General features: G+C 36.8%; 19 protein-coding genes and 8 tRNA genes. 8 read left to right on the forward strand and 19 right to left on the reverse strand.

Going from position 1 to position 17,627, the window contains the following annotated elements:
- Window positions 1-27: 27 nt before the first annotated feature.
- The 8 genes from SPD45_RS03930 to SPD45_RS03965 all read right to left on the reverse strand — a co-directional run bounded on the left by SPD45_RS03930 (window position 28) and on the right by SPD45_RS03965 (window position 960).
- Window positions 28-101: transfer RNA gene (locus SPD45_RS03930), tRNA-Ile, on the reverse strand.
- A gap of 16 nt (window positions 102-117) precedes the next feature.
- Window positions 118-191, reverse strand: a tRNA-Gly gene (locus tag SPD45_RS03935).
- 82 nt (window positions 192-273) lie between these two features.
- Window positions 274-359 (reverse strand) — tRNA-Leu (locus SPD45_RS03940).
- A 74-nt stretch (window positions 360-433) separates the two neighbouring features.
- A tRNA-Lys gene (locus SPD45_RS03945) sits at window positions 434-506 on the reverse strand.
- A gap of 96 nt (window positions 507-602) precedes the next feature.
- Window positions 603-676: transfer RNA gene (locus SPD45_RS03950), tRNA-Gln, on the reverse strand.
- Window positions 677-707: 31 nt separating this feature from the next.
- Window positions 708-779 (reverse strand) — tRNA-Glu (locus SPD45_RS03955).
- Window positions 780-790: 11 nt separating this feature from the next.
- A tRNA-Ser gene (locus tag SPD45_RS03960) sits at window positions 791-881 on the reverse strand.
- A 4-nt stretch (window positions 882-885) separates the two neighbouring features.
- Window positions 886-960, reverse strand: a tRNA-Asn gene (locus SPD45_RS03965).
- Window positions 961-1,713: 753 nt separating this feature from the next.
- On the opposite strand from SPD45_RS03965, the gene SPD45_RS03970 reads away from it, so the two are divergent.
- Entirely contained in the window at window positions 1,714-2,712 is a 999-nt protein-coding gene (locus SPD45_RS03970; protein WP_336266394.1) for a proline dehydrogenase family protein, read from the forward strand.
- A gap of 146 nt (window positions 2,713-2,858) precedes the next feature.
- Here the strand turns inward: SPD45_RS03970 and SPD45_RS03975 are convergent, their stop codons facing one another.
- The 5 genes from SPD45_RS03975 to acpS all read right to left on the reverse strand — a co-directional run bounded on the left by SPD45_RS03975 (window position 2,859) and on the right by acpS (window position 6,387).
- On the reverse strand, window positions 2,859-3,245 hold the full coding sequence (locus tag SPD45_RS03975) for a type II toxin-antitoxin system PemK/MazF family toxin (RefSeq protein ID WP_336266395.1): 387 nt from the start codon (window positions 3,243-3,245) through the stop codon (window positions 2,859-2,861).
- Window positions 3,246-3,249: 4 nt separating this feature from the next.
- Entirely contained in the window at window positions 3,250-3,528 is a 279-nt protein-coding gene (locus tag SPD45_RS03980) for an antitoxin (RefSeq protein WP_336266397.1), read from the reverse strand.
- Window positions 3,529-3,632: 104 nt separating this feature from the next.
- Entirely contained in the window at window positions 3,633-4,739 is a 1,107-nt protein-coding gene (gene alr, locus SPD45_RS03985) for an alanine racemase (RefSeq protein ID WP_336266398.1), read from the reverse strand.
- A gap of 226 nt (window positions 4,740-4,965) precedes the next feature.
- The gene (locus SPD45_RS03990) at window positions 4,966-5,970 is read right to left on the reverse strand and encodes a LolA family protein (RefSeq protein ID WP_336266400.1); all 1,005 of its coding nucleotides are present in this window, start codon (window positions 5,968-5,970) and stop codon (window positions 4,966-4,968) included.
- A gap of 66 nt (window positions 5,971-6,036) precedes the next feature.
- Window positions 6,037-6,387 (reverse strand): holo-ACP synthase, encoded by a 351-nt coding sequence (gene acpS, locus SPD45_RS03995; protein WP_336266401.1) that lies wholly within the window; start codon window positions 6,385-6,387, stop codon window positions 6,037-6,039.
- Between the two features lie 81 nt (window positions 6,388-6,468).
- On the opposite strand from acpS, the gene SPD45_RS04000 reads away from it, so the two are divergent.
- Together SPD45_RS04000 and SPD45_RS04005 are read left to right on the forward strand one after the other, a co-directional pair.
- Window positions 6,469-7,236 carry a rhomboid family intramembrane serine protease gene (locus SPD45_RS04000; protein ID WP_336266403.1) on the forward strand — a complete coding sequence of 256 codons (768 nt, stop codon included), beginning with the start codon at window positions 6,469-6,471 and terminating at the stop codon, window positions 7,234-7,236.
- An 82-nt stretch (window positions 7,237-7,318) separates the two neighbouring features.
- Window positions 7,319-8,176 (forward strand): cytochrome c oxidase assembly protein, encoded by an 858-nt coding sequence (locus SPD45_RS04005; RefSeq protein WP_336266404.1) that lies wholly within the window; start codon window positions 7,319-7,321, stop codon window positions 8,174-8,176.
- 69 nt (window positions 8,177-8,245) lie between these two features.
- On the opposite strand, the gene SPD45_RS04010 is transcribed toward SPD45_RS04005, so the two are convergent.
- Together SPD45_RS04010 and SPD45_RS04015 are read right to left on the reverse strand one after the other, a co-directional pair.
- A complete protein-coding gene (locus SPD45_RS04010) occupies window positions 8,246-9,481 on the reverse strand; it encodes a CapA family protein (protein WP_336266405.1) in 1,236 nt (411 codons plus the stop codon).
- 78 nt (window positions 9,482-9,559) lie between these two features.
- Window positions 9,560-10,705: a thiolase family protein gene (locus tag SPD45_RS04015; RefSeq protein ID WP_336266406.1), complete on the reverse strand. Its 1,146-nt coding sequence runs from the start codon at window positions 10,703-10,705 to the stop codon at window positions 9,560-9,562.
- 150 nt (window positions 10,706-10,855) lie between these two features.
- On the opposite strand from SPD45_RS04015, the gene SPD45_RS04020 reads away from it, so the two are divergent.
- Genes SPD45_RS04020 through SPD45_RS04030 form a run of 3 tightly spaced genes read left to right on the forward strand, consistent with a single transcriptional unit; the run spans window position 10,856 to window position 11,957 of the window.
- Window positions 10,856-11,059, forward strand: coding sequence for a hypothetical protein (locus tag SPD45_RS04020; RefSeq protein ID WP_336266407.1), 204 nt, complete (start codon window positions 10,856-10,858; stop codon window positions 11,057-11,059).
- Window positions 11,060-11,064: 5 nt separating this feature from the next.
- Window positions 11,065-11,349 (forward strand): YciI family protein, encoded by a 285-nt coding sequence (locus tag SPD45_RS04025; protein WP_336266408.1) that lies wholly within the window; start codon window positions 11,065-11,067, stop codon window positions 11,347-11,349.
- Window positions 11,350-11,402: 53 nt separating this feature from the next.
- Window positions 11,403-11,957 carry a hypothetical protein gene (locus SPD45_RS04030; RefSeq protein ID WP_336266409.1) on the forward strand — a complete coding sequence of 185 codons (555 nt, stop codon included), beginning with the start codon at window positions 11,403-11,405 and terminating at the stop codon, window positions 11,955-11,957.
- 138 nt (window positions 11,958-12,095) lie between these two features.
- Here SPD45_RS04030 and typA read toward each other — a convergent pair whose 3' ends face one another.
- Window positions 12,096-13,916: a translational GTPase TypA gene (gene typA, locus SPD45_RS04035; RefSeq protein WP_336266412.1), complete on the reverse strand. Its 1,821-nt coding sequence runs from the start codon at window positions 13,914-13,916 to the stop codon at window positions 12,096-12,098.
- A gap of 110 nt (window positions 13,917-14,026) precedes the next feature.
- Window positions 14,027-14,479, reverse strand: a complete 453-nt coding sequence (locus SPD45_RS04040; protein ID WP_336266413.1) for a TraR/DksA C4-type zinc finger protein — start codon at window positions 14,477-14,479, stop codon at window positions 14,027-14,029.
- Between the two features lie 145 nt (window positions 14,480-14,624).
- On the opposite strand from SPD45_RS04040, the gene SPD45_RS04045 reads away from it, so the two are divergent.
- On the forward strand, window positions 14,625-15,497 hold the full coding sequence (locus SPD45_RS04045) for an NAD(P)-dependent oxidoreductase (protein ID WP_336266415.1): 873 nt from the start codon (window positions 14,625-14,627) through the stop codon (window positions 15,495-15,497).
- Window positions 15,498-15,560: 63 nt separating this feature from the next.
- Here SPD45_RS04045 and SPD45_RS04050 read toward each other — a convergent pair whose 3' ends face one another.
- Window positions 15,561-15,860: a hypothetical protein gene (locus SPD45_RS04050; protein WP_336266417.1), complete on the reverse strand. Its 300-nt coding sequence runs from the start codon at window positions 15,858-15,860 to the stop codon at window positions 15,561-15,563.
- A 270-nt stretch (window positions 15,861-16,130) separates the two neighbouring features.
- Here SPD45_RS04050 and SPD45_RS04055 point away from each other — a divergent pair, with 270 nt between their 5' ends.
- Entirely contained in the window at window positions 16,131-17,051 is a 921-nt protein-coding gene (locus SPD45_RS04055; RefSeq protein WP_336266419.1) for a DUF6612 family protein, read from the forward strand.
- 153 nt (window positions 17,052-17,204) lie between these two features.
- Here the strand turns inward: SPD45_RS04055 and SPD45_RS04060 are convergent, their stop codons facing one another.
- Window positions 17,205-17,618, reverse strand: coding sequence for a universal stress protein (locus tag SPD45_RS04060; RefSeq protein WP_336266420.1), 414 nt, complete (start codon window positions 17,616-17,618; stop codon window positions 17,205-17,207).
- Window positions 17,619-17,627: the final 9 nt, after the last annotated feature.

Raw genomic sequence — 17,627 nt, forward strand, 5'->3', positions numbered from 1 at the left:
AAATCAATCGTTCATTTTTGAACGATATGGGCCTGAGTGGACTCGAACCACCGACCTCACGCTTATCAGGCGTGCGCTCTAACCAGCTGAGCTACAGGCCCATCATATTAGTTATAATGGAGCGGGTAGGGGGAATCGAACCCCCGACATCAGCTTGGAAGGCTGGAGTTTTACCACTAAACTACACCCGCATGTAAAAGTAAAAGTTTTTTGCGACAAGTTCTATCTTAACACATTCAGAACATGATTGCAACAAATTTGATTATTTATTTTTGGTGCGGTCGAGAGGACTTGAACCTCCACCGAGTAAACCCGACTAGGCCCTCAACCTAGCGCGTCTGCCATTCCGCCACGACCGCAGAAAGTATATATGCTTTCAAGTAATATGCGTTTATGACATTACTTCACTTACTCAGTTATCTCTTTATTAAGGTGAGCCATACAGGATTCGAACCTGTGACCCTCTGATTAAAAGTCAGATGCTCTACCACCTGAGCTAATGGCTCCTATTTATGTTTCGCATGATCAAGCATCAAAACTAGGCAACTCATTAACTAACAGAGCATCAAGTTTGAAATACTTTAAACTCATTTGAAAAGAAATGGCTGGGCTACTAGGATTCGAACCTAGGGTGACGGAACCAAAATCCGTTGCCTTACCGCTTGGCGATAGCCCAATCATTACTTAATGATTCGGTTAAAATAAAGTGACCCCTACGGGATTCGAACCCGTGTTACCGCCGTGAAAGGGCGGTGTCTTAACCACTTGACCAAGGGGCCATGAATTCTAATGGCGGAGAAGGAGGGATTTGAACCCTCGCGCCGCGATAGCGACCTATACCCTTAGCAGGGGTACCTCTTCAGCCTCTTGAGTACTTCTCCATAATGGCTCCACAGGTAGGGTTCGAACCTACGACCGATCGGTTAACAGCCGATTGCTCTACCACTGAGCTACTGTGGAATCATAATAATTTACTTATACCCTATTCTCTAGGGTGTAGCTTCCTAATGGCCTCGTCGTGCACCATGCACTCCTTGTAAACTTTACTTACATTCCGTTTCTCTACCATTGAACTACTATGTAATATAATTGCTTGTATCCATTTGGTAAATCTGTAACTTCTATACAATGTGCTCGCTTCCGCTTCACATATGTTTTGAATAGCTACTGATGATTATGTACAAACAAATAACAAATGCTACTTTATTACTATATTTAATTGTACTCAGAAATGCAAGTTTTTTGATATTTGCATTTTCGCCTTCTCGCTTGCGCTTGTTGTCCTACCACGTGTTATATAGTAAGTTCCACCCGAACTTTCATAACACTTTTTTTGTAACAGCAAGAACTACTATACATGAATTAGTTTTCAATGTCAACAGTTTTAAATTCTTTTTTAAAAAGTTTTTAATTCCGTTTGTCTTAAATTAACTTATCATGTTTTGTGCTATTTCGTCAATTAATATACTAAAGCTTTCAACGGTTTTTTAACCGCCTCGTTTGACGCTAGAAATTATATTACATCGTTTTTATTTTATATGCAATCATTTTGATGCTCGCTACAAATTGATTATTTCTTTTGAATTGTCTTTACATTTTACCTACATTAAAAAAACCTTTGTCTTATCATATTTCTTCCGGTTGTTCCCTCCTTTCTTTTACTATGTAATGATATAATATACATAAACTTATATCGAAAGAAGGTGTTTTACGATGCAATATTTCATGAAAAACCTTTTTATCGGTATGTCCAACAATAAGACACTTCAAACAATGGCACAAAAATGGGGATACCGAATTGTCGCCGATCAATTCATTGCTGGAACAAATTTAGAAGATGCCTTGGAGACCGTTCGAACATTAAATGCAAAAGGGTTTAGTTGTACGGTTGACCATTTAGGAGAATTCGTTACGGAAAAAGAGGTATCTATTCAAGCGAAGGAAAAGATCATTCAATTTATGCACTGTATAAATGAGGAACAACTCGATTGTCATATTTCTTTAAAGCTTACACAACTCGGCTTAGATATTTCTGAAGAATTTTGTTTACATTTAATGAAGGAAATATTAGATGTCGCAAGTAAGTATCAAATTTTCATTAATATTGACACTGAGGATTATGCACATTATCATGCTACATTTCGTATTTTGAATGAGTTATTATTGGACTATAATTATGTTGGGACGGTTATTCAAAGTTATTATTACCATGCAGAGGCTTTAATGGAACAATTAAAGGATGTTCGATTAAGAATCGTAAAAGGCGCATATAAAGAAAGTGCAGAAGTCGCTTACCAACAAAAAGACGAGATTGATGCAAAATTCCTGCACTTATCAAAAAAACGTTTAAAGGAAGGGACATTCACCTCTTTCGCTACACATGACCATTATATGATTCATGCTTTACTTCAATATATTGAAGAAGAAAACATCGATAAAAATAAAATAGAGTTTCAAATGTTATATGGTTTTAGAGAAGAGCTTCAAGAAAAACTTAAAAATGAAGGGTATCGATTCACGGTTTATTTACCATATGGAGAAGATTGGTTCGGATATTTCATGAGAAGATTAGCAGAACGACCAAGGAATATGGAACTTATTATTAAAAATCAACTATATGAAAATAATAAGTTAAAAAAGAAACCGATACTTTTAACCGCTAGTACTATTGGTGTACTTGCCTTTGTATGGAGAAGTTTTAAAAAGAAATGATAAGAAAACCTTTAATAAAAAAACATCCTATCGCTTACGATGAAGCTAGGATGTTTTTTACTATAGAACCTTCGTCTACCTATAAACAAAAAAGACGAACATAAATGGGAAGGTATAAATAAAGAATGATTGCTATTTTCCCACATTTATCGTTCGTCTTCTTGATGTTCTTCTTCATAAAAGGATTTAAAGCCTAGCCCTAAACTAATTTCTAACGCGTGATCAACTTGCTTCATCGTTTTCTTATCTAATCTCGTAATTTTATCTGTCAATCTTTGCTTATCTAACGTCCGTATTTGCTCTAATAAAATAACGGAGTCTCTTTCTAGTCCATGTTCTTTGGCTTCTATCTCAACATGGGTAGGTAATTTTCCCTTTTGAATTTTCGCAGTTATAGCAGCGACTACGATCGTCGGGCTAAAACGATTACCGATATCATTTTGGATGACCAACACTGGTCTTACCCCACCTTGTTCAGATCCGACAACTGGTGATAGGTCTGCGAAATATATATCGCCGCGTTGTACGATCAACACGCTACACCCCGATCACTAAGCGGTCATAGGTGTTTTCGGCCTCCTCTTCAGCTAAAAATGCTTCTGAACAAAGATGTAAATTAATTTTTGCCATCTCCACATAGCCTTTTTGCATCGTCTCATGCAACTCTCGTACTTCATGTTTATACTCAATATAACTTTTCGTTGCATGATAAATTAATTCATTAATGTCTTTATTCTCGTGCTTCGCCAAAATGTCTACTTCCGCAAATAGTTTTTTAGGTAGTGAAATGCGTAACTCTTCAAATCGATTTGGCAACACCCAACACCTCCATTAATCCGTGAAGTTCCTAAACATATTTCTTTTATAATAGCATGTTATCTATGCTTATGCAAAAAGAATTCAGTAAATTTGTCTTTTTTTCAGCAATATTGTCGAGGTACTCGACTCGTTATCATACAAGGAATTTCGTAATTGATTGTTTCTAAATAATTCGCCGCTTCATCCATGTCAATAAATGCATCATCTTCTCCACCTAATAATGTAACTTGTTCCCCAACTTCATATGGCCCATCTAAGCGCACCATCATTGAATCCATACAGATTCTACCGACAATCGGCATTCTTTTTCCAGCGATTAGCACTTCAAAACCTTGTAATTTTCTCGTCCAGCCATCTGCATATCCAATTGGTATCGTTCCAATCCACATATCTGTTTCAGCGACAAAGTTTGCGCCATAGCCAACAAAGTCTCCTGCTTTAATCTTTTTCACTTGGATCAGTTCACTATATAAGGAATAAGCCTGTTCCAATGTAACATTATTTAATTGTCTGATCTCCGCCGATGGATATAAACCATATAAAGAAACACCAAATCTCGTATATCGTTTCATTTTTTCAGGATACTGAATTCCTGCCGCACTATTACCGACATGTGTCATAATTGGTTCGTCATGTATACTCGCTAAAATGTGCAACATCTTTTCGTAATTTTCATATTGTGCATGGAAATGGGCACTATCAATATCATCTGCTGTAGCAAAATGAGTAAATGCACCAGTTAATTTTAGTTGCGGATTTTTATGGATTGCTGTAACGATTTTTCGTAATTCTTCTTCTGTACAAATTCCTGTACGATTCATCCCTGTTTCAAATTCCACATGTATGTGTAAAGGGGATTCAAATTGCAGCTCTTTTACCGCTTCTATCCATGCGTGTTCATAGACGTTTATCGTTATATGATGTGATGCTGCTACATGGGCATCTTCTGGATGGACACGACCGACTACTAAAATTGGCGCGACAATTCCGTGCTTTCTTAAATGAATTGCCTCTTCTAATAAAGCTACCATTAAAAAGTCTACCCCTGCATTAAGTAGCACATTTGCTACTTCTACACTTCCGTGACCGTATCCATCAGCTTTTACAACGCCCATTACATGGTTTTCATCGTCTAATAAACTTTGTAACTGACGTATATTATGTCCAATCGATTGTAAATTTATGACTGCTTTTGTACGACGATACATAAAATACCCCTTTCTACATCTGTATGTTCATTTCTTTCGAATATTTTGTTATATGTAAATATGATTAAATTTTACTTTATGATTAGGGATATTTCAATTATATTTATCGTTATATAAAGATAAATAGTTAATGTTATTCACCTATTTCCATCATTCAAAAATAACGAAGGATGAATCGTTCTAAATGATGTATGTAATTGTCTGTCACATTCCAGTATACATTCGCTTATTTAATTCCTTTTCCTTCTAATGAATTTGCTACTTCTGTTAATTGCTCTGTAGACATCGTTTCACTAGCGACATAATATTTGATGCCGTTTTTTGTCCATTCTATCGTCCCATTTGATATAGCGGCAACGGAATCTTTCATTTCCACCATTTCTCCATACACTTCTTCTGTATAGGTTTCATCTTTTACTGCTTCGTTTTCTTGAATGAGTGTAAATGAATCTTCCCCTTCAAATGTCATAATAATTCTCTTGCCATTTTCTGTTTGTATTTCTTTTTCCTCTACTAATGTCGCACCAAATGTTTCAAGTGGATACTGTACTTCCAAAACATTCGAATCAACTTCCACATCAACACTTGCGTGTAGGCTCTCTAGCACTTTGTCTTTATGAAATGTCTCCTCATCAAATGCAACATCTGTTTCTGCATTGGAGAAAATTACTTCGATTAATGTATTTTTTTCCTCGTCTAATACGTGTACCGCTTGTGGGAGCAATGTCTTCTTATTAATATAAATTTCTTCTGAAGGTAAATTAGATTGATGTTCATAATTTGTTTTTGCCTCAAACAAATAATAATCATCCATTTCCGTAAATGTCGCTTCTTTATCTTCCATTATATCGCGAATGACGGATTGATATAAATATGGTTGACTACTGTTTTCAGGCCATTCCGATTGAAACTTAAAGGTCTTTTTTATATCGGGCGTTAATACAAACACCCCTTCATTATTTTTCAAAATAATTTGCCCTGTTTTTTCTTCTTCATTCATTAAGGTTACTTTGAAATGATCGTTATCCTCTTTTTTATATAAAACTTCTACATCATATGTGCGCGCTTCTTTTCCTGTATGCATTGTCATCTTCGCTTCCATCTTATAGCTCGTCATATCTTCGAGCTCAGATGATAACTTTTTTACGATTGATTCCTTCGAAGTGTTAGAACAAGCTGCTAGCAAAATAATTGCGAACATCGCCAAAAATGTTGCTAATATCCTTTTCACATTTTTTCTCCCCTTCCTCTATAGTTCGTACAACATATATATGAGAGAAAAAATGTACTTATGCTTTTATGTTAAAACAACTTGTGCAACTGCATAATGTTCACTATGTGAAATAGATAAGAAAATATCGTATGAAGCGTCTTGCACGAACATTTCCGGTGCACCACATTCATTAGATAAAATTTCAATATGTTGTAAGCTCAATTTCCCAAGCCCTGTTCCTGCTGCTTTTGCATATGCTTCTTTCGCTGCAAAACGTCCCGCAACATACTCGAGCTTTCTTCGTTCCGTCGGCAATGTCGTATAGTGGATATATTCATTTTCGGTTAAAATTCGTTTCACAATACGGCTGTTTTTATCCATTGCTCTTTTTATTCTTGTTATTTCTACGATATCAATTCCTATTCCTTTTACCATATAAGTTACCTTTCCTTCATTTTTAGTCCATTCTATCATATCATTAATATGTAATATTCCTATTATTTGGAGGGAAGTCATATGTTCATCCGAACAGAGCGTAGCATTAAGGAATTTTTTGAACTATATCCTGTCGTTTCAATCATCGTTATAATCCATTTCGTTTTATGGGCGAGCTTTTCTTTATTTCGCCTTCCGATCGGGGCAACGATTTTTGATTTAGGAATCGGTCATAATTTTTCAGTATTCCATGGAGAATATTGGCGACTCCTTACCCCGGTGTTTTTACACATACAACTCGGCCATCTAATTTTTAACTCATTTGCCCTTGTCATTTTTGGTCCTGCACTCGAAAGAATGTTAGGTATTCCAAAGTTTATTTTCGTTTATTTATTTACGGGAATTGCCGGAAATCTTGGTACATACATTATTGATCCGACTTCATCCGTACCACACTTAGGTGCTTCAGGGGCAATTTATGGGTTATTCGGTCTTTATATTTACATGGTATGGATGCGGAAAGATTTAATGGATAAAGGTAGTGCAAATATTGTAACGGTCGTTTTCGTGATTGGGCTTGTTATGACATTTATTCAGCCGAACATCAATATCGCTGCACATATATTCGGATTTATCGCTGGCTTTGCAACAGGACCAATTATTTTAAAAAATGCTGTCCCATTTTTTATTGCGAGAGTTCGTGTAAAGCGACGTGACGATGATGATATTGGGTTTGATCCAAACCGATGGAAGAAAAAACGTCGCCGGCCATCTGCATTACGAAAAAATATTTTTTGGATTATTTTAATTGTGCTAGTTGTTTTCGGGCTTATCGGGAAGTACTTTTAGTCTGTTCTTACCGATACCGTTCTGTTAAAATAAAGAGAGAACATGTGAAATTGATATGGAGGAGAAATGGTGGTGTCAATCATTGTTTGAAATATTACTGCATGAACATTCACTGTATGCCTTGTTTAAACTTCATTGGCTCATCCTTATATTGGCCATCGTTTATTTTTATGTAAAAAATGTCATTCAATCACCATTATATAATGTGACTGCATGGCAAAAAACATATTTTTTTACAGCAGTATTTTTAGGCTTCCTTATAAAGTGTACACCACTTGATGTATTAGGAAGTCATTATTTCTTTAGTGTACATGTTTTCCAAATGGCTTTTGCATATTTTGTTATTATTCCACTACTCATTTTATCTTTGCCTGTAAACTTTTTACGAAAGTATATTTGGGGACATCGAACTAAGTTTGCATTAAATATTTTAGCACATCCGTGGTTAACACTCGTTACATTTAATGGATTACTTACTTTATATTTAATTCCTTCTATTTTTAACTTAGTTCATATGAATGTGGTCGTAGTTTATATTGTACAGGTCGTTATTTTTTTCAGCGCCATATTTATGTGGTGGGTAATTATTCATCCAGTCCCAGAAATAAAAGGATTCGGACATTTAATGCGTGCTTTATATATTTTCTTAGCTTCTGTCGCCCTGTTTCCAATCGGATTTTTCTACGTCATAATTCAAAATGAGTTTTTTCCGATGTATGTTGAAACAGCCGGTACGTTTATTCCTGCTTTTACAGCTGTCTATGACCAGCAGGCTGCAGGAGGCATTTTGAAAATTATCCAATTAGCGAGTTATGCTGTCGCGTTATTAGTTATATTATTTAAGTGGGGAAAAATAGAGGAAGATAGAGAAGGAACGATCGATGATGAAAACATTCGTTATGTGCGTGGTGTTGTCGTTCATTTAGATAAAAAGAAATAAAGGTTGGGGCATTAGTAGGTAAAGCCGTTTTTAAAACGATTTTTTCTAACTAGTAGCGCCCCAACTTTTTTATTGAATAATTTCTAATTCAGGCATCCATTGTGACATATGTTCTTTTATTTCCTTATAATGTTTTTGTGCATCTTTTAATTGTTTATCTGTTAATTCATGCATCGGAATCACTTTAAAATTACGCCAGTTTTGATAAAAGTTATATGTCGGCAAAAATTGTGGTGTATGGAGTTCGATATTAACATCGCCTCCCTCTACTGTCTTCTTCACTGTAAAACGAAACATCCCACCAATTAAACGATGCAGTTCATCTTGTCCAGATAAAAAATTACCTAAGGAGTAAATGACAAGTGTTTCATTACCATTTTTCCCTTCCACCCATTCAGCCGGTTGCAAAACATGCGGATGATGACCTAAAACAGCGTCTACTTCCAAATCAGCAACGAATTGCACGAGGTCTTTTTGTGCATCGTTCGGCAATCGAATATATTCATCACCAAAATGCAAACTAATGATTGTAACATCCGCTTCTGATTTTGCCTGTTTCATATCTATAGCAATTTTATCTTTATCAATTAAATTAACTAAATAATCTTTCCCTTCTGGTACTGGTATACCATTCGTTCCGTACGTATATGCAAGAAATGCGACATCGATTCCTTCATCTGTTTCAATGACACGTAATTTTTTCGCATCTTGTTTATCTTTATATGCACCGACATATGGCATATTTATTTTATCCCAATGTGCGAGTGCGTTTTGAATCGCTTCTTCTCCACGGTCTAATGTATGGTTGTTTGCCAGTGAAACAATGTCTACACCACTCTCTTTCAATGCGTCGCCAATTTCAGTCGGGCTATTAAATTGTGGATAAGAAGACAAACCGATTTCTTCCCCGCCAATCATCGTCTCCTGATTTGCGAATGTAATCGTACTTTCTTTAAAATACGGTTTAACGAGTTCTAACATCGGCATAAAATCATAGCCTTCATCTGTTTTAGCATCTTTATACACGGTGTCATGAAGCAATATATCTCCAATAGCGGCAATCGTTATTTCCGCTTCGTCTTTTTCAGGTGCTTGCTCGTCTGCTCGTTGTTCTTCATTTATAACCGGTGCTTCTTCCGATTCATTTGCTACATTATTTGTCATTGTTTCTTTTTCTACATTATTCATTTCTGTTTCGTCTTCCTGTTCATGCTGTACGATCGTATACTCCAAAGAAATCTCTTTCGGTCCACATGCCGCTAATAGGACAAGGGGCATGATGTATAGGAAAATTATTCTTTTCATCTTCATGGTGCAAATCCTTTCTACATCCAAATAAAGAACTATTTCTAAAATTGTACATGATAATTTTATAACTCGTTATCAATAATCAAGTCTTTCTATAATGGTCGCATTCGCCATTCCCATTCCTTCACAAATCGCGAGTAATCCATACTTACCTTCGCGTCGTTCTAATTCATGTAATAAAGTAACGAGCAATTTCGTCCCGGTCGCTCCTAATGGATGTCCTAATGCAATTGCTCCACCATTTACATTCAATTTTTCTTCTTTTGCATCATCTATTTCTTGAAGCCATGCCAAAGGAACGGAGGCAAACGCTTCGTTTACTTCATATAAGTCGATTTCATCCATCGTTAAGTTGGATCTTTCAAGCACGTCTTTTGTCGCAGCAATCGGCCCCGTTAACATCAACGTCGGATCTGAACCTACGACAGTCCTTGCCACAATTTTTGCGCGTGGGCGAAGTCCGAGTTGTTCCGCTTTTTCACGGGACATTAATAATACAGCACTTGCTCCATCACTCATTTGGCTCGCATTTCCTGCTGTTACTTTCCCATCTTCCTGGAAAACGGCTTGTAAATTTGCTAACGCTTCTACTGAACTATTTTCTCGAGGTCCTTCGTCCATTTTAAAAATAGTGCCATCCTCCAGTTCAATCGGTATGATTTCGTCGGAAAACTTTCTTCCCTTTATTGCATGTAATGCTTTTTCATGGCTTTTTACAGAAAATGTGTCTAATTGTTCTCGTGATAGTTTCCATTTTTCTGCGATGAGTTCTGCGGATATACCTTGATTTACAATACGATGTTTTTCTAGTAGTCTTTCACTATGCTTTGTCTCACCAATATTTTGAAACATCGGTGCACGCGTCATACTCTCTACCCCACCTGCAATAACGACATCCATATCCCCTGCCATAATTGCTTGCGCAGCAAAATGAACTGCTTGTTGACTTGATCCACATTGACGATCGATTGTTACACCAGGAACGGTCGTCGGAAAACCAGCCATTAAAGAAGCTGTCCGTGCGACATTCATCGCTTGTTCTCCTATTTGTGTGATAGAACCAATAATGACATCTTCCACCATATCCTTTTCAATTGACGCTCGTTGGACTAACGCTTCTAACACATCTGCAAGCAATTCATCTGAACGATAATTAGCTAAGGCTCCTTTTCTTTTCCCTACTGCCGTTCGACATCCTTCAATAATCACCACTTCACGCATATTCTCACCCCACATACATTCATTAATTACATTGTACTATTAATTTTCATTTCATGTAATGCTTATGGCAAATCAGACGTAATTTTCTGAATTATTATATGTGATATGGTATGATAATGCTAGAATGAAATGCATACGGAGGGGTTTGTCGTGAAACGATATTTAACGACGATTTTCGTTATTGCTAGTATGATTGTTGTCTTTATCGGCATGAAATCTGAAGTAAGATGGGCTGGCATCGCTACATGGGCAATTGCCTTTTTGTTACTAATGTTTGCTGCCTATTTCACGAAATACATTCCGAATAAAAAAAACAATGAAGAGCAGGAACGTAATTTTATAGAAAGTGAGTGACCAACATGAAAAAATTCGCAGTAGTTTTATCCATGAAAGATGAAGAAAAAAGCGCAACACACCGTCAAGCTCATTTAGATTTTTTAGATGAAATGAGAAAATTAAACCGAGTATTACTTTTCGGCCGTTTTCCAGATGGAAGTGGAGGTCTCGTCATTTATGAAGCTGAGACACGAGAAGAAGTAGAAGCTTGGGTGAAGGAAGATCCTTACATCACACTTGGTGCAAGAGATTATTCTATTCATGAGTGGGATATGCAGACGGATCACGAATTCGTACGTAAAAGCTAGAGTCTTGCCTGTTTGAGTGGATTGAATGGGTGTAGTTCTGCGAGGGATGGCGGATGCGACCTCCAACAGATGCAACCTCAGGCAAAACGGATGCAATAACGCGGGATACAGATGCAACACTAAGCAAAACGGATGCAATAACGCGAGATGCAGATGCGACACTTAGCAAAACAGATGCAATAACGCGAAATGCAGATGCAACACCAAGCAAAACGGATGCAATAACGCGAGATGCAGATGCAACACCAGGCAAAACAGATGCAATAACGCGAAATGCAGATGCGACACTTAGCAAAACAGATGCAATAACGCGAGATGCAGATGCGACACTTAGCAAAACGGATGCAATGATGGGGGAAGCGGATGCAACACCAGGCAAAGCAGATGCAATAACGCGAAATGCAGATGCAACACCAGGCAAAACAGATGCAATAACGCGAGATGTAGATGCAACACCAAGCAAACCAGATGCAATAACGCGAAATGCAGATGCAACACCAGGCAAAACAGATGCAATAACGCGAGATGCAGATGCGACACTTAGCAAAACGGATGCAATAACGCGAAATGCAGATGCAACACCAAGCAAATCGGATGCAATGACGTGAAATGCAGATGCAACACCAGGCAAAACGGATGCAATAACGCGAAATGCAGATGCAACACCAGACAAATCGGATGCAACACATCACAATCATCAATAAAGGACCAACACTTCATAAAAATGTGTTGGTCCTTTGTTGTATTTATTTATTTTTCGACATTTTATCGCGTTTGTTTTTATCTAAATATTTTTTACGTAAACGAATTGATTCAGGTGTCACTTCACAATATTCATCGTCACTTAAATATTGAATTGCTTCCTCCAACGACATGGAGCGTGTTTTACGAATAATGGAAGTTTGGTCTTTATGCGCGGAACGAATATTCGTTAAATGTTTTTCACGCGTAATATTCACCGTTAAATCATTTTCGCGGTTATGTTCTCCGACAATCATCCCCGCATAAACCTCTGTTCCTGGTCCTACAAAGATTGTTCCACGATCTTCTAAATGTAAAATTCCGTATGCTGTCGCCTTACCATTTTCTAGTGCGACGAGTACACCTTGGCGGCGGCCACCAACATAACCTTTTACAACTGGAGCATACCCACTGAAACTATGGTTTAAAATACCGTAGCCACGTGTTTGCGACATGAATTCTGTCATATAACCGAGTAATCCACGCGATGGAACCGTGAAAATAAGACGAACTTGCCCGTTTCCATCGTTAATCATGTCGAGCATTTCTCCTTTACGTTCCCCGATTGATTCCATTACACCACCAGTATATTCTTCTGGCACATCAATTTGTACGCGCTCCATCGGTTCACAAACTTTCCCATCTATTTCCTTCGTAATAACTTGCGGCTTGGAAATTTGTAATTCAAATCCTTCACGACGCATATTTTCAATTAAAATAGATAAGTGGAGTTCACCACGTCCAGAAACAATCCACGCATCTGGTGATTCTGTCGGTGTAACACGTAAACTTACATCTGTTTCCAGTTGTGTTAATAAACGTTCTTCAATTTTTGCAGATGTAATATATTTACCTTCTTTTCCTGCAAACGGACTGTTATTTACTAAAAACGTCATTTGTAATGTCGGTTCATCAATATGCAATAATGGTAAAGCCTCTAGATGATCTGCCGGGCAAATCGTTTCACCGATATTAATATTTTCCATACCAGAAACCGCAACAATGTCTCCAGCTTTCGCTTCTTTAATTTCTAAACGATCTAAGCCGAAGAAACCGAATAATTTGGTTACACGGAAACTTTTTTCTGTTCCATCCTGTTTTATTAACACGACACGGTCCCCTACTTTAATCGTACCACGGTGGACACGCCCAATACCGATACGGCCTACATAATCGTTATAATCTAGTAATGTCACTTGTAATTGTAATGGTTCTTCTACATTATCAACAGGTGCTGGAATATATTCAATAATCGTTTCAAAAATTGGATCCATCGTCTGCTGTTGATCTTCAGGCTCTCTTCCGGAAGTTCCGTTTAATGCAGATGCATATAACACAGGAAACTCCAATTGATCATCATCTGCACCAAGATCAATAAATAAATCGAGCACTTCATCGACGACATGTTCTGGTCGTGCGTTCGGACGATCAATTTTATTTAACACGACAATTGGTTTAATTTTTGCTTCTAATGCTTTCTTTAAAACGAAACGCGTTTGTGGCATTGTTCCTTCGTAAGCGTCTACGACTAAAATAACTCCATCTACCATTTTTAAAATTCGCTCAACTTCTCCCCCGAAGTCCGCGTGTCCCGGTGTATCTAAAATATTAATCGTCGTTTCACCATGACGAACCGCTGTATTTTTAGATAAAATTGTAATACCACGTTCTTTTTCTATATCATCAGAGTCCATCGCTCTTGATTCAACTTGTTCATGTTCTTGAAAAATCCCTGAGTATTGTAATAACTGATCGACTAATGTCGTTTTTCCATGGTCAACGTGAGCAATAATTGCGATATTTCGAATATCTTCTCTTAAATTCATTCATGTACGCTCCCTATATTAAGTATCTTAAAGCGTACTTAGTATACATGATGCTATGCGTCTTGTCATGTATTTTTAACTAAAAATTAGGATAAAAATATAATTTCCGCTTAATTTCGATCTATCGGTGAACTGCTCGATGTACCATATCGTTCGACAAAAGTGAAAATATCCATCTCCCCAAAAGGTTCCCGTTCCTCCTGTATTGGTACATCTATTTTATTTTCACTATGTTCCACACATGTATCTGCTGCAGGGATCGCAAGCAATCTTTCATATGAAATCGGTTCACTACAAACGCGACAAATCCCATATGTTCCATCTTCCATCGCATGTAATGCCTCGTTAATATTTTCCAATTCCTCTTCCGCATGTCGTTGAAAGGTTGCTGACCTTTCTTTATCATATAATTCTGTCGCTTGATCACCCGGATGGTTATCATAATTCGATAACTCTCCTGTCATCTCTTCACTAATCTCCTCTGATCCGACTTTTTCAATCATTTCTGTTTGACGCTCAAGCAACATCTCCTTTAATTTTTCTTTCCTTCTATTCGTTAACATCGAATCCCTCCTAAATAAAACGTCCTTTGTATACTATGCATCAACACATATTTTTGATTCTTTAATTTCAAAACAATTTTATGTTAAAATATGCATATGCATCATTTTCTTAATTCTCTAAAAATTAATAGGGAGGAAATAGTATATGACCGAAAAAGCAACGATTGGTTTTATAGGAACTGGAGTAATGGGTGAAAGCATGGCACGACATTTAATGAATGCCGGCTATCCAGTACATATTTTTACTCGTACGAAAGCAAAAGCCCATACATTAATGGAAGAAGGCGCAATTTGGGAAGACTCTGTTACAAACATCGCCAAAAAATCAGACATCATTATTACGATGATTGGTACACCAAAAGATGTAGAAGATGTATACTTTAACAGTGCTGGTCTCATTGCCCATGCAAAACAAGGTACATATTTAATCGATATGACGACATCCAAACCTTCCTTAGCGAAAGAAATTTATGAAAAAGCAAAGGAAAAAGATTTACACGCTCTTGATGCGCCTGTTTCTGGTGGAGATGTCGGTGCAAAAAATGCAAAATTAGCTATTATGGTCGGTGGCGAAGAAAATGTTTTCAATGAGATGTTACCAATATTTCAAATAATGGGAGAAAATATTCGCCTGCAAGGTCCTGCCGGAAGTGGGCAACATACGAAGGCTGTGAATCAAATATCGATTGCACCAGCAATGGTCGGACTTTGTGAAGCATTAATGTACGCTAAAAACGCTGGACTTGATCCGAAAGAAGTACTTGCTTCCATTTCTACAGGTGCTGCAGGAAGTTGGTCTATGGACAATTATGCGCCGAGAATGATTGACGGCAATTTTGACCCTGGATTTGCAATCAAACATTATATTAAAGATATGAAAATTGCACTCGAATCTGCACAAGAAATGAATATGCAAACGCCTGGGTTAGAGCTTGCTTTAGCGATGTACGAAAAGCTAGCAGAAAAAGGAGAAGGCGAAAACGGCATTCATGCATTATTAAAATATTATGAGGAATGATTAAAAAAGTGGAACAAATATGAAGACGAACGCTGTCTTTCACTGTTCCACTTTTTCATTAGATTATTTACTTTTTGCATCTGCATATTGTTGAACGACAAATGCTAAGTCATCATTTCCAAACAACTGTAATACGTGTTGCACAATTTCCACACTAATTTCTTCCGACTCTTTTTTGGACACTGTCTGTTCTAACGCTTCTGTAATTGCATTATTTTTGCGTTCATGCGGATATGCCTCTTCATATACAACATAAGGGTCAAGGCCATGATTCACACACCACTGAGTAAAAATTAACACCATCATCTTTTCATCATTTTTATATTGATCAATAATAAACTGATCACGTTCACTACGTTTCATCCTCATCACCCTTTTACATTCCATTTCTCAATAGATCATTTTATATATATGAAAAATTATTCCTATGTCAAAATCATATACAATAGATGAAAAAATGCCAAATAAAACAGAATAACAAATGTTATAATGCTTTCCCACCACATATTCACACTACTTTTTTCTTATTATTCTTCTATTAATATGAGCGAAAAGAATGGTCTTTGCAAAATGATGTTTTATCTCATATAAAAGGTGGTACAGAATAAAGAATAAGTTTGAGGAGGAATACAGATGAAGAAAGTTTTACTAACTATTTTTTCAGCATTGTTACTTATTGTATTAAGTGCATGTGGCAATAATTCAAACGATACAAATGCTACAAACAACAATACAAACAATGAGTCAAAGACAGAAAACGTCGAAAACAATGAAGCAAACAATAACGGAGAAGAGGCGAAAGAAGAAACGGACGATGCAGATGGAAATAGCGATGCAGAAGAACTTCTCCAAAAAGCGACAGAAGCGAATAATAGTTTAGAAAGTTTTTCGGCAGAAGCTGATATGAAACAATTAATGGTGATGGACGGAGAAGAAATGAATATTAACTCTACTACATCGATGGACATCATCATGGACCCAATGACGATGAAACAGACGATTGTTACAGATATTCCTGATGCTGGAAAACAAGAAACAGAGGCATACTTTACGGAAGACGGCTATTATATGTTAGATCCTGAGTCTGATACTTGGATGAAATTACCTGATGAATTATCAGGACAACTACTAGCTCAGGCTGAGGCACAAGCAAATGTTGAACAACAATTAGAACAAATGAAGCCACTTATGAAGGACTTCACAGTGGAAGAAAAAGATGATCATTATTTATTAATTTTTAAATCGGATGATGAAACATTAGATGATTCACTCATGGAAATGGTTCAAGCATCTCTTCCAGATGAAATGCAAATGATGGGAGAAGAGATTTTTGAGAATACGACATTTAATTCTCTGAACTATGAAATGAAGATCGATAAAGATAATTATTATGTACAAGCATTAAATATGACGATGGATATGGATATGAAAATTGAAGAACAAGAAATGAATTTAAACCAAGATATGAAAATGACATATTCAAATTACAACGAGGTGGATGAAATCGTCGTACCAGATGATGTCATTGAAAACGCAGAAGAAATAGAGATGTAATATAGTGGTTTTTATATGAAAACCATCCACTATTCATAAATAATCTTTCCTTTATCATGTTTAGAGTGGGCAGCTAGTGAAAATAACGACACTAGCTGCCCATTCGTATATATTTTTCGTACGGCTCTCACTAAAAACAAATGATATATTTTGCTATTTTACAATCGTCACAGGACATTGCACATGTTTCATTACTTTATGACTGACACTTCCAAGTATCATCTCTTGGAATAAATTTAGTCCGCGGCTTCCGAGAATAAGTTGATCAATCGGCTCACTGTTTACATAACGAATAATTTCTTGACTTGGGTTGCCTTTTAAAATGGTAACAGTTGTCGCAATATCATTTTTTTCAGCTTCTAGTATGACTGGTTTTATTTTTTTCTCGCGTTCTAACAGTAAACTATCTTTGTTTTGCGTCAATAAATAATCATCTTTCACCTTATCAAAATCGACGACAAAAATAAGTTCTAGCACCGCCTCTGGTAGATGTTTTACCAAATAAACACTATGTTTAGCGGCACGCAATGCATTTTCAGAACCGTCAATCGCCACTGCAATCCTCATAAAACCACT

The organism is Pseudogracilibacillus sp. SO10305, from assembly GCF_037072005.1.
In the GTDB taxonomy this organism is placed as follows: domain Bacteria; phylum Bacillota; class Bacilli; order Bacillales; family Amphibacillaceae; genus Pseudogracilibacillus; species Pseudogracilibacillus intestinigallinarum.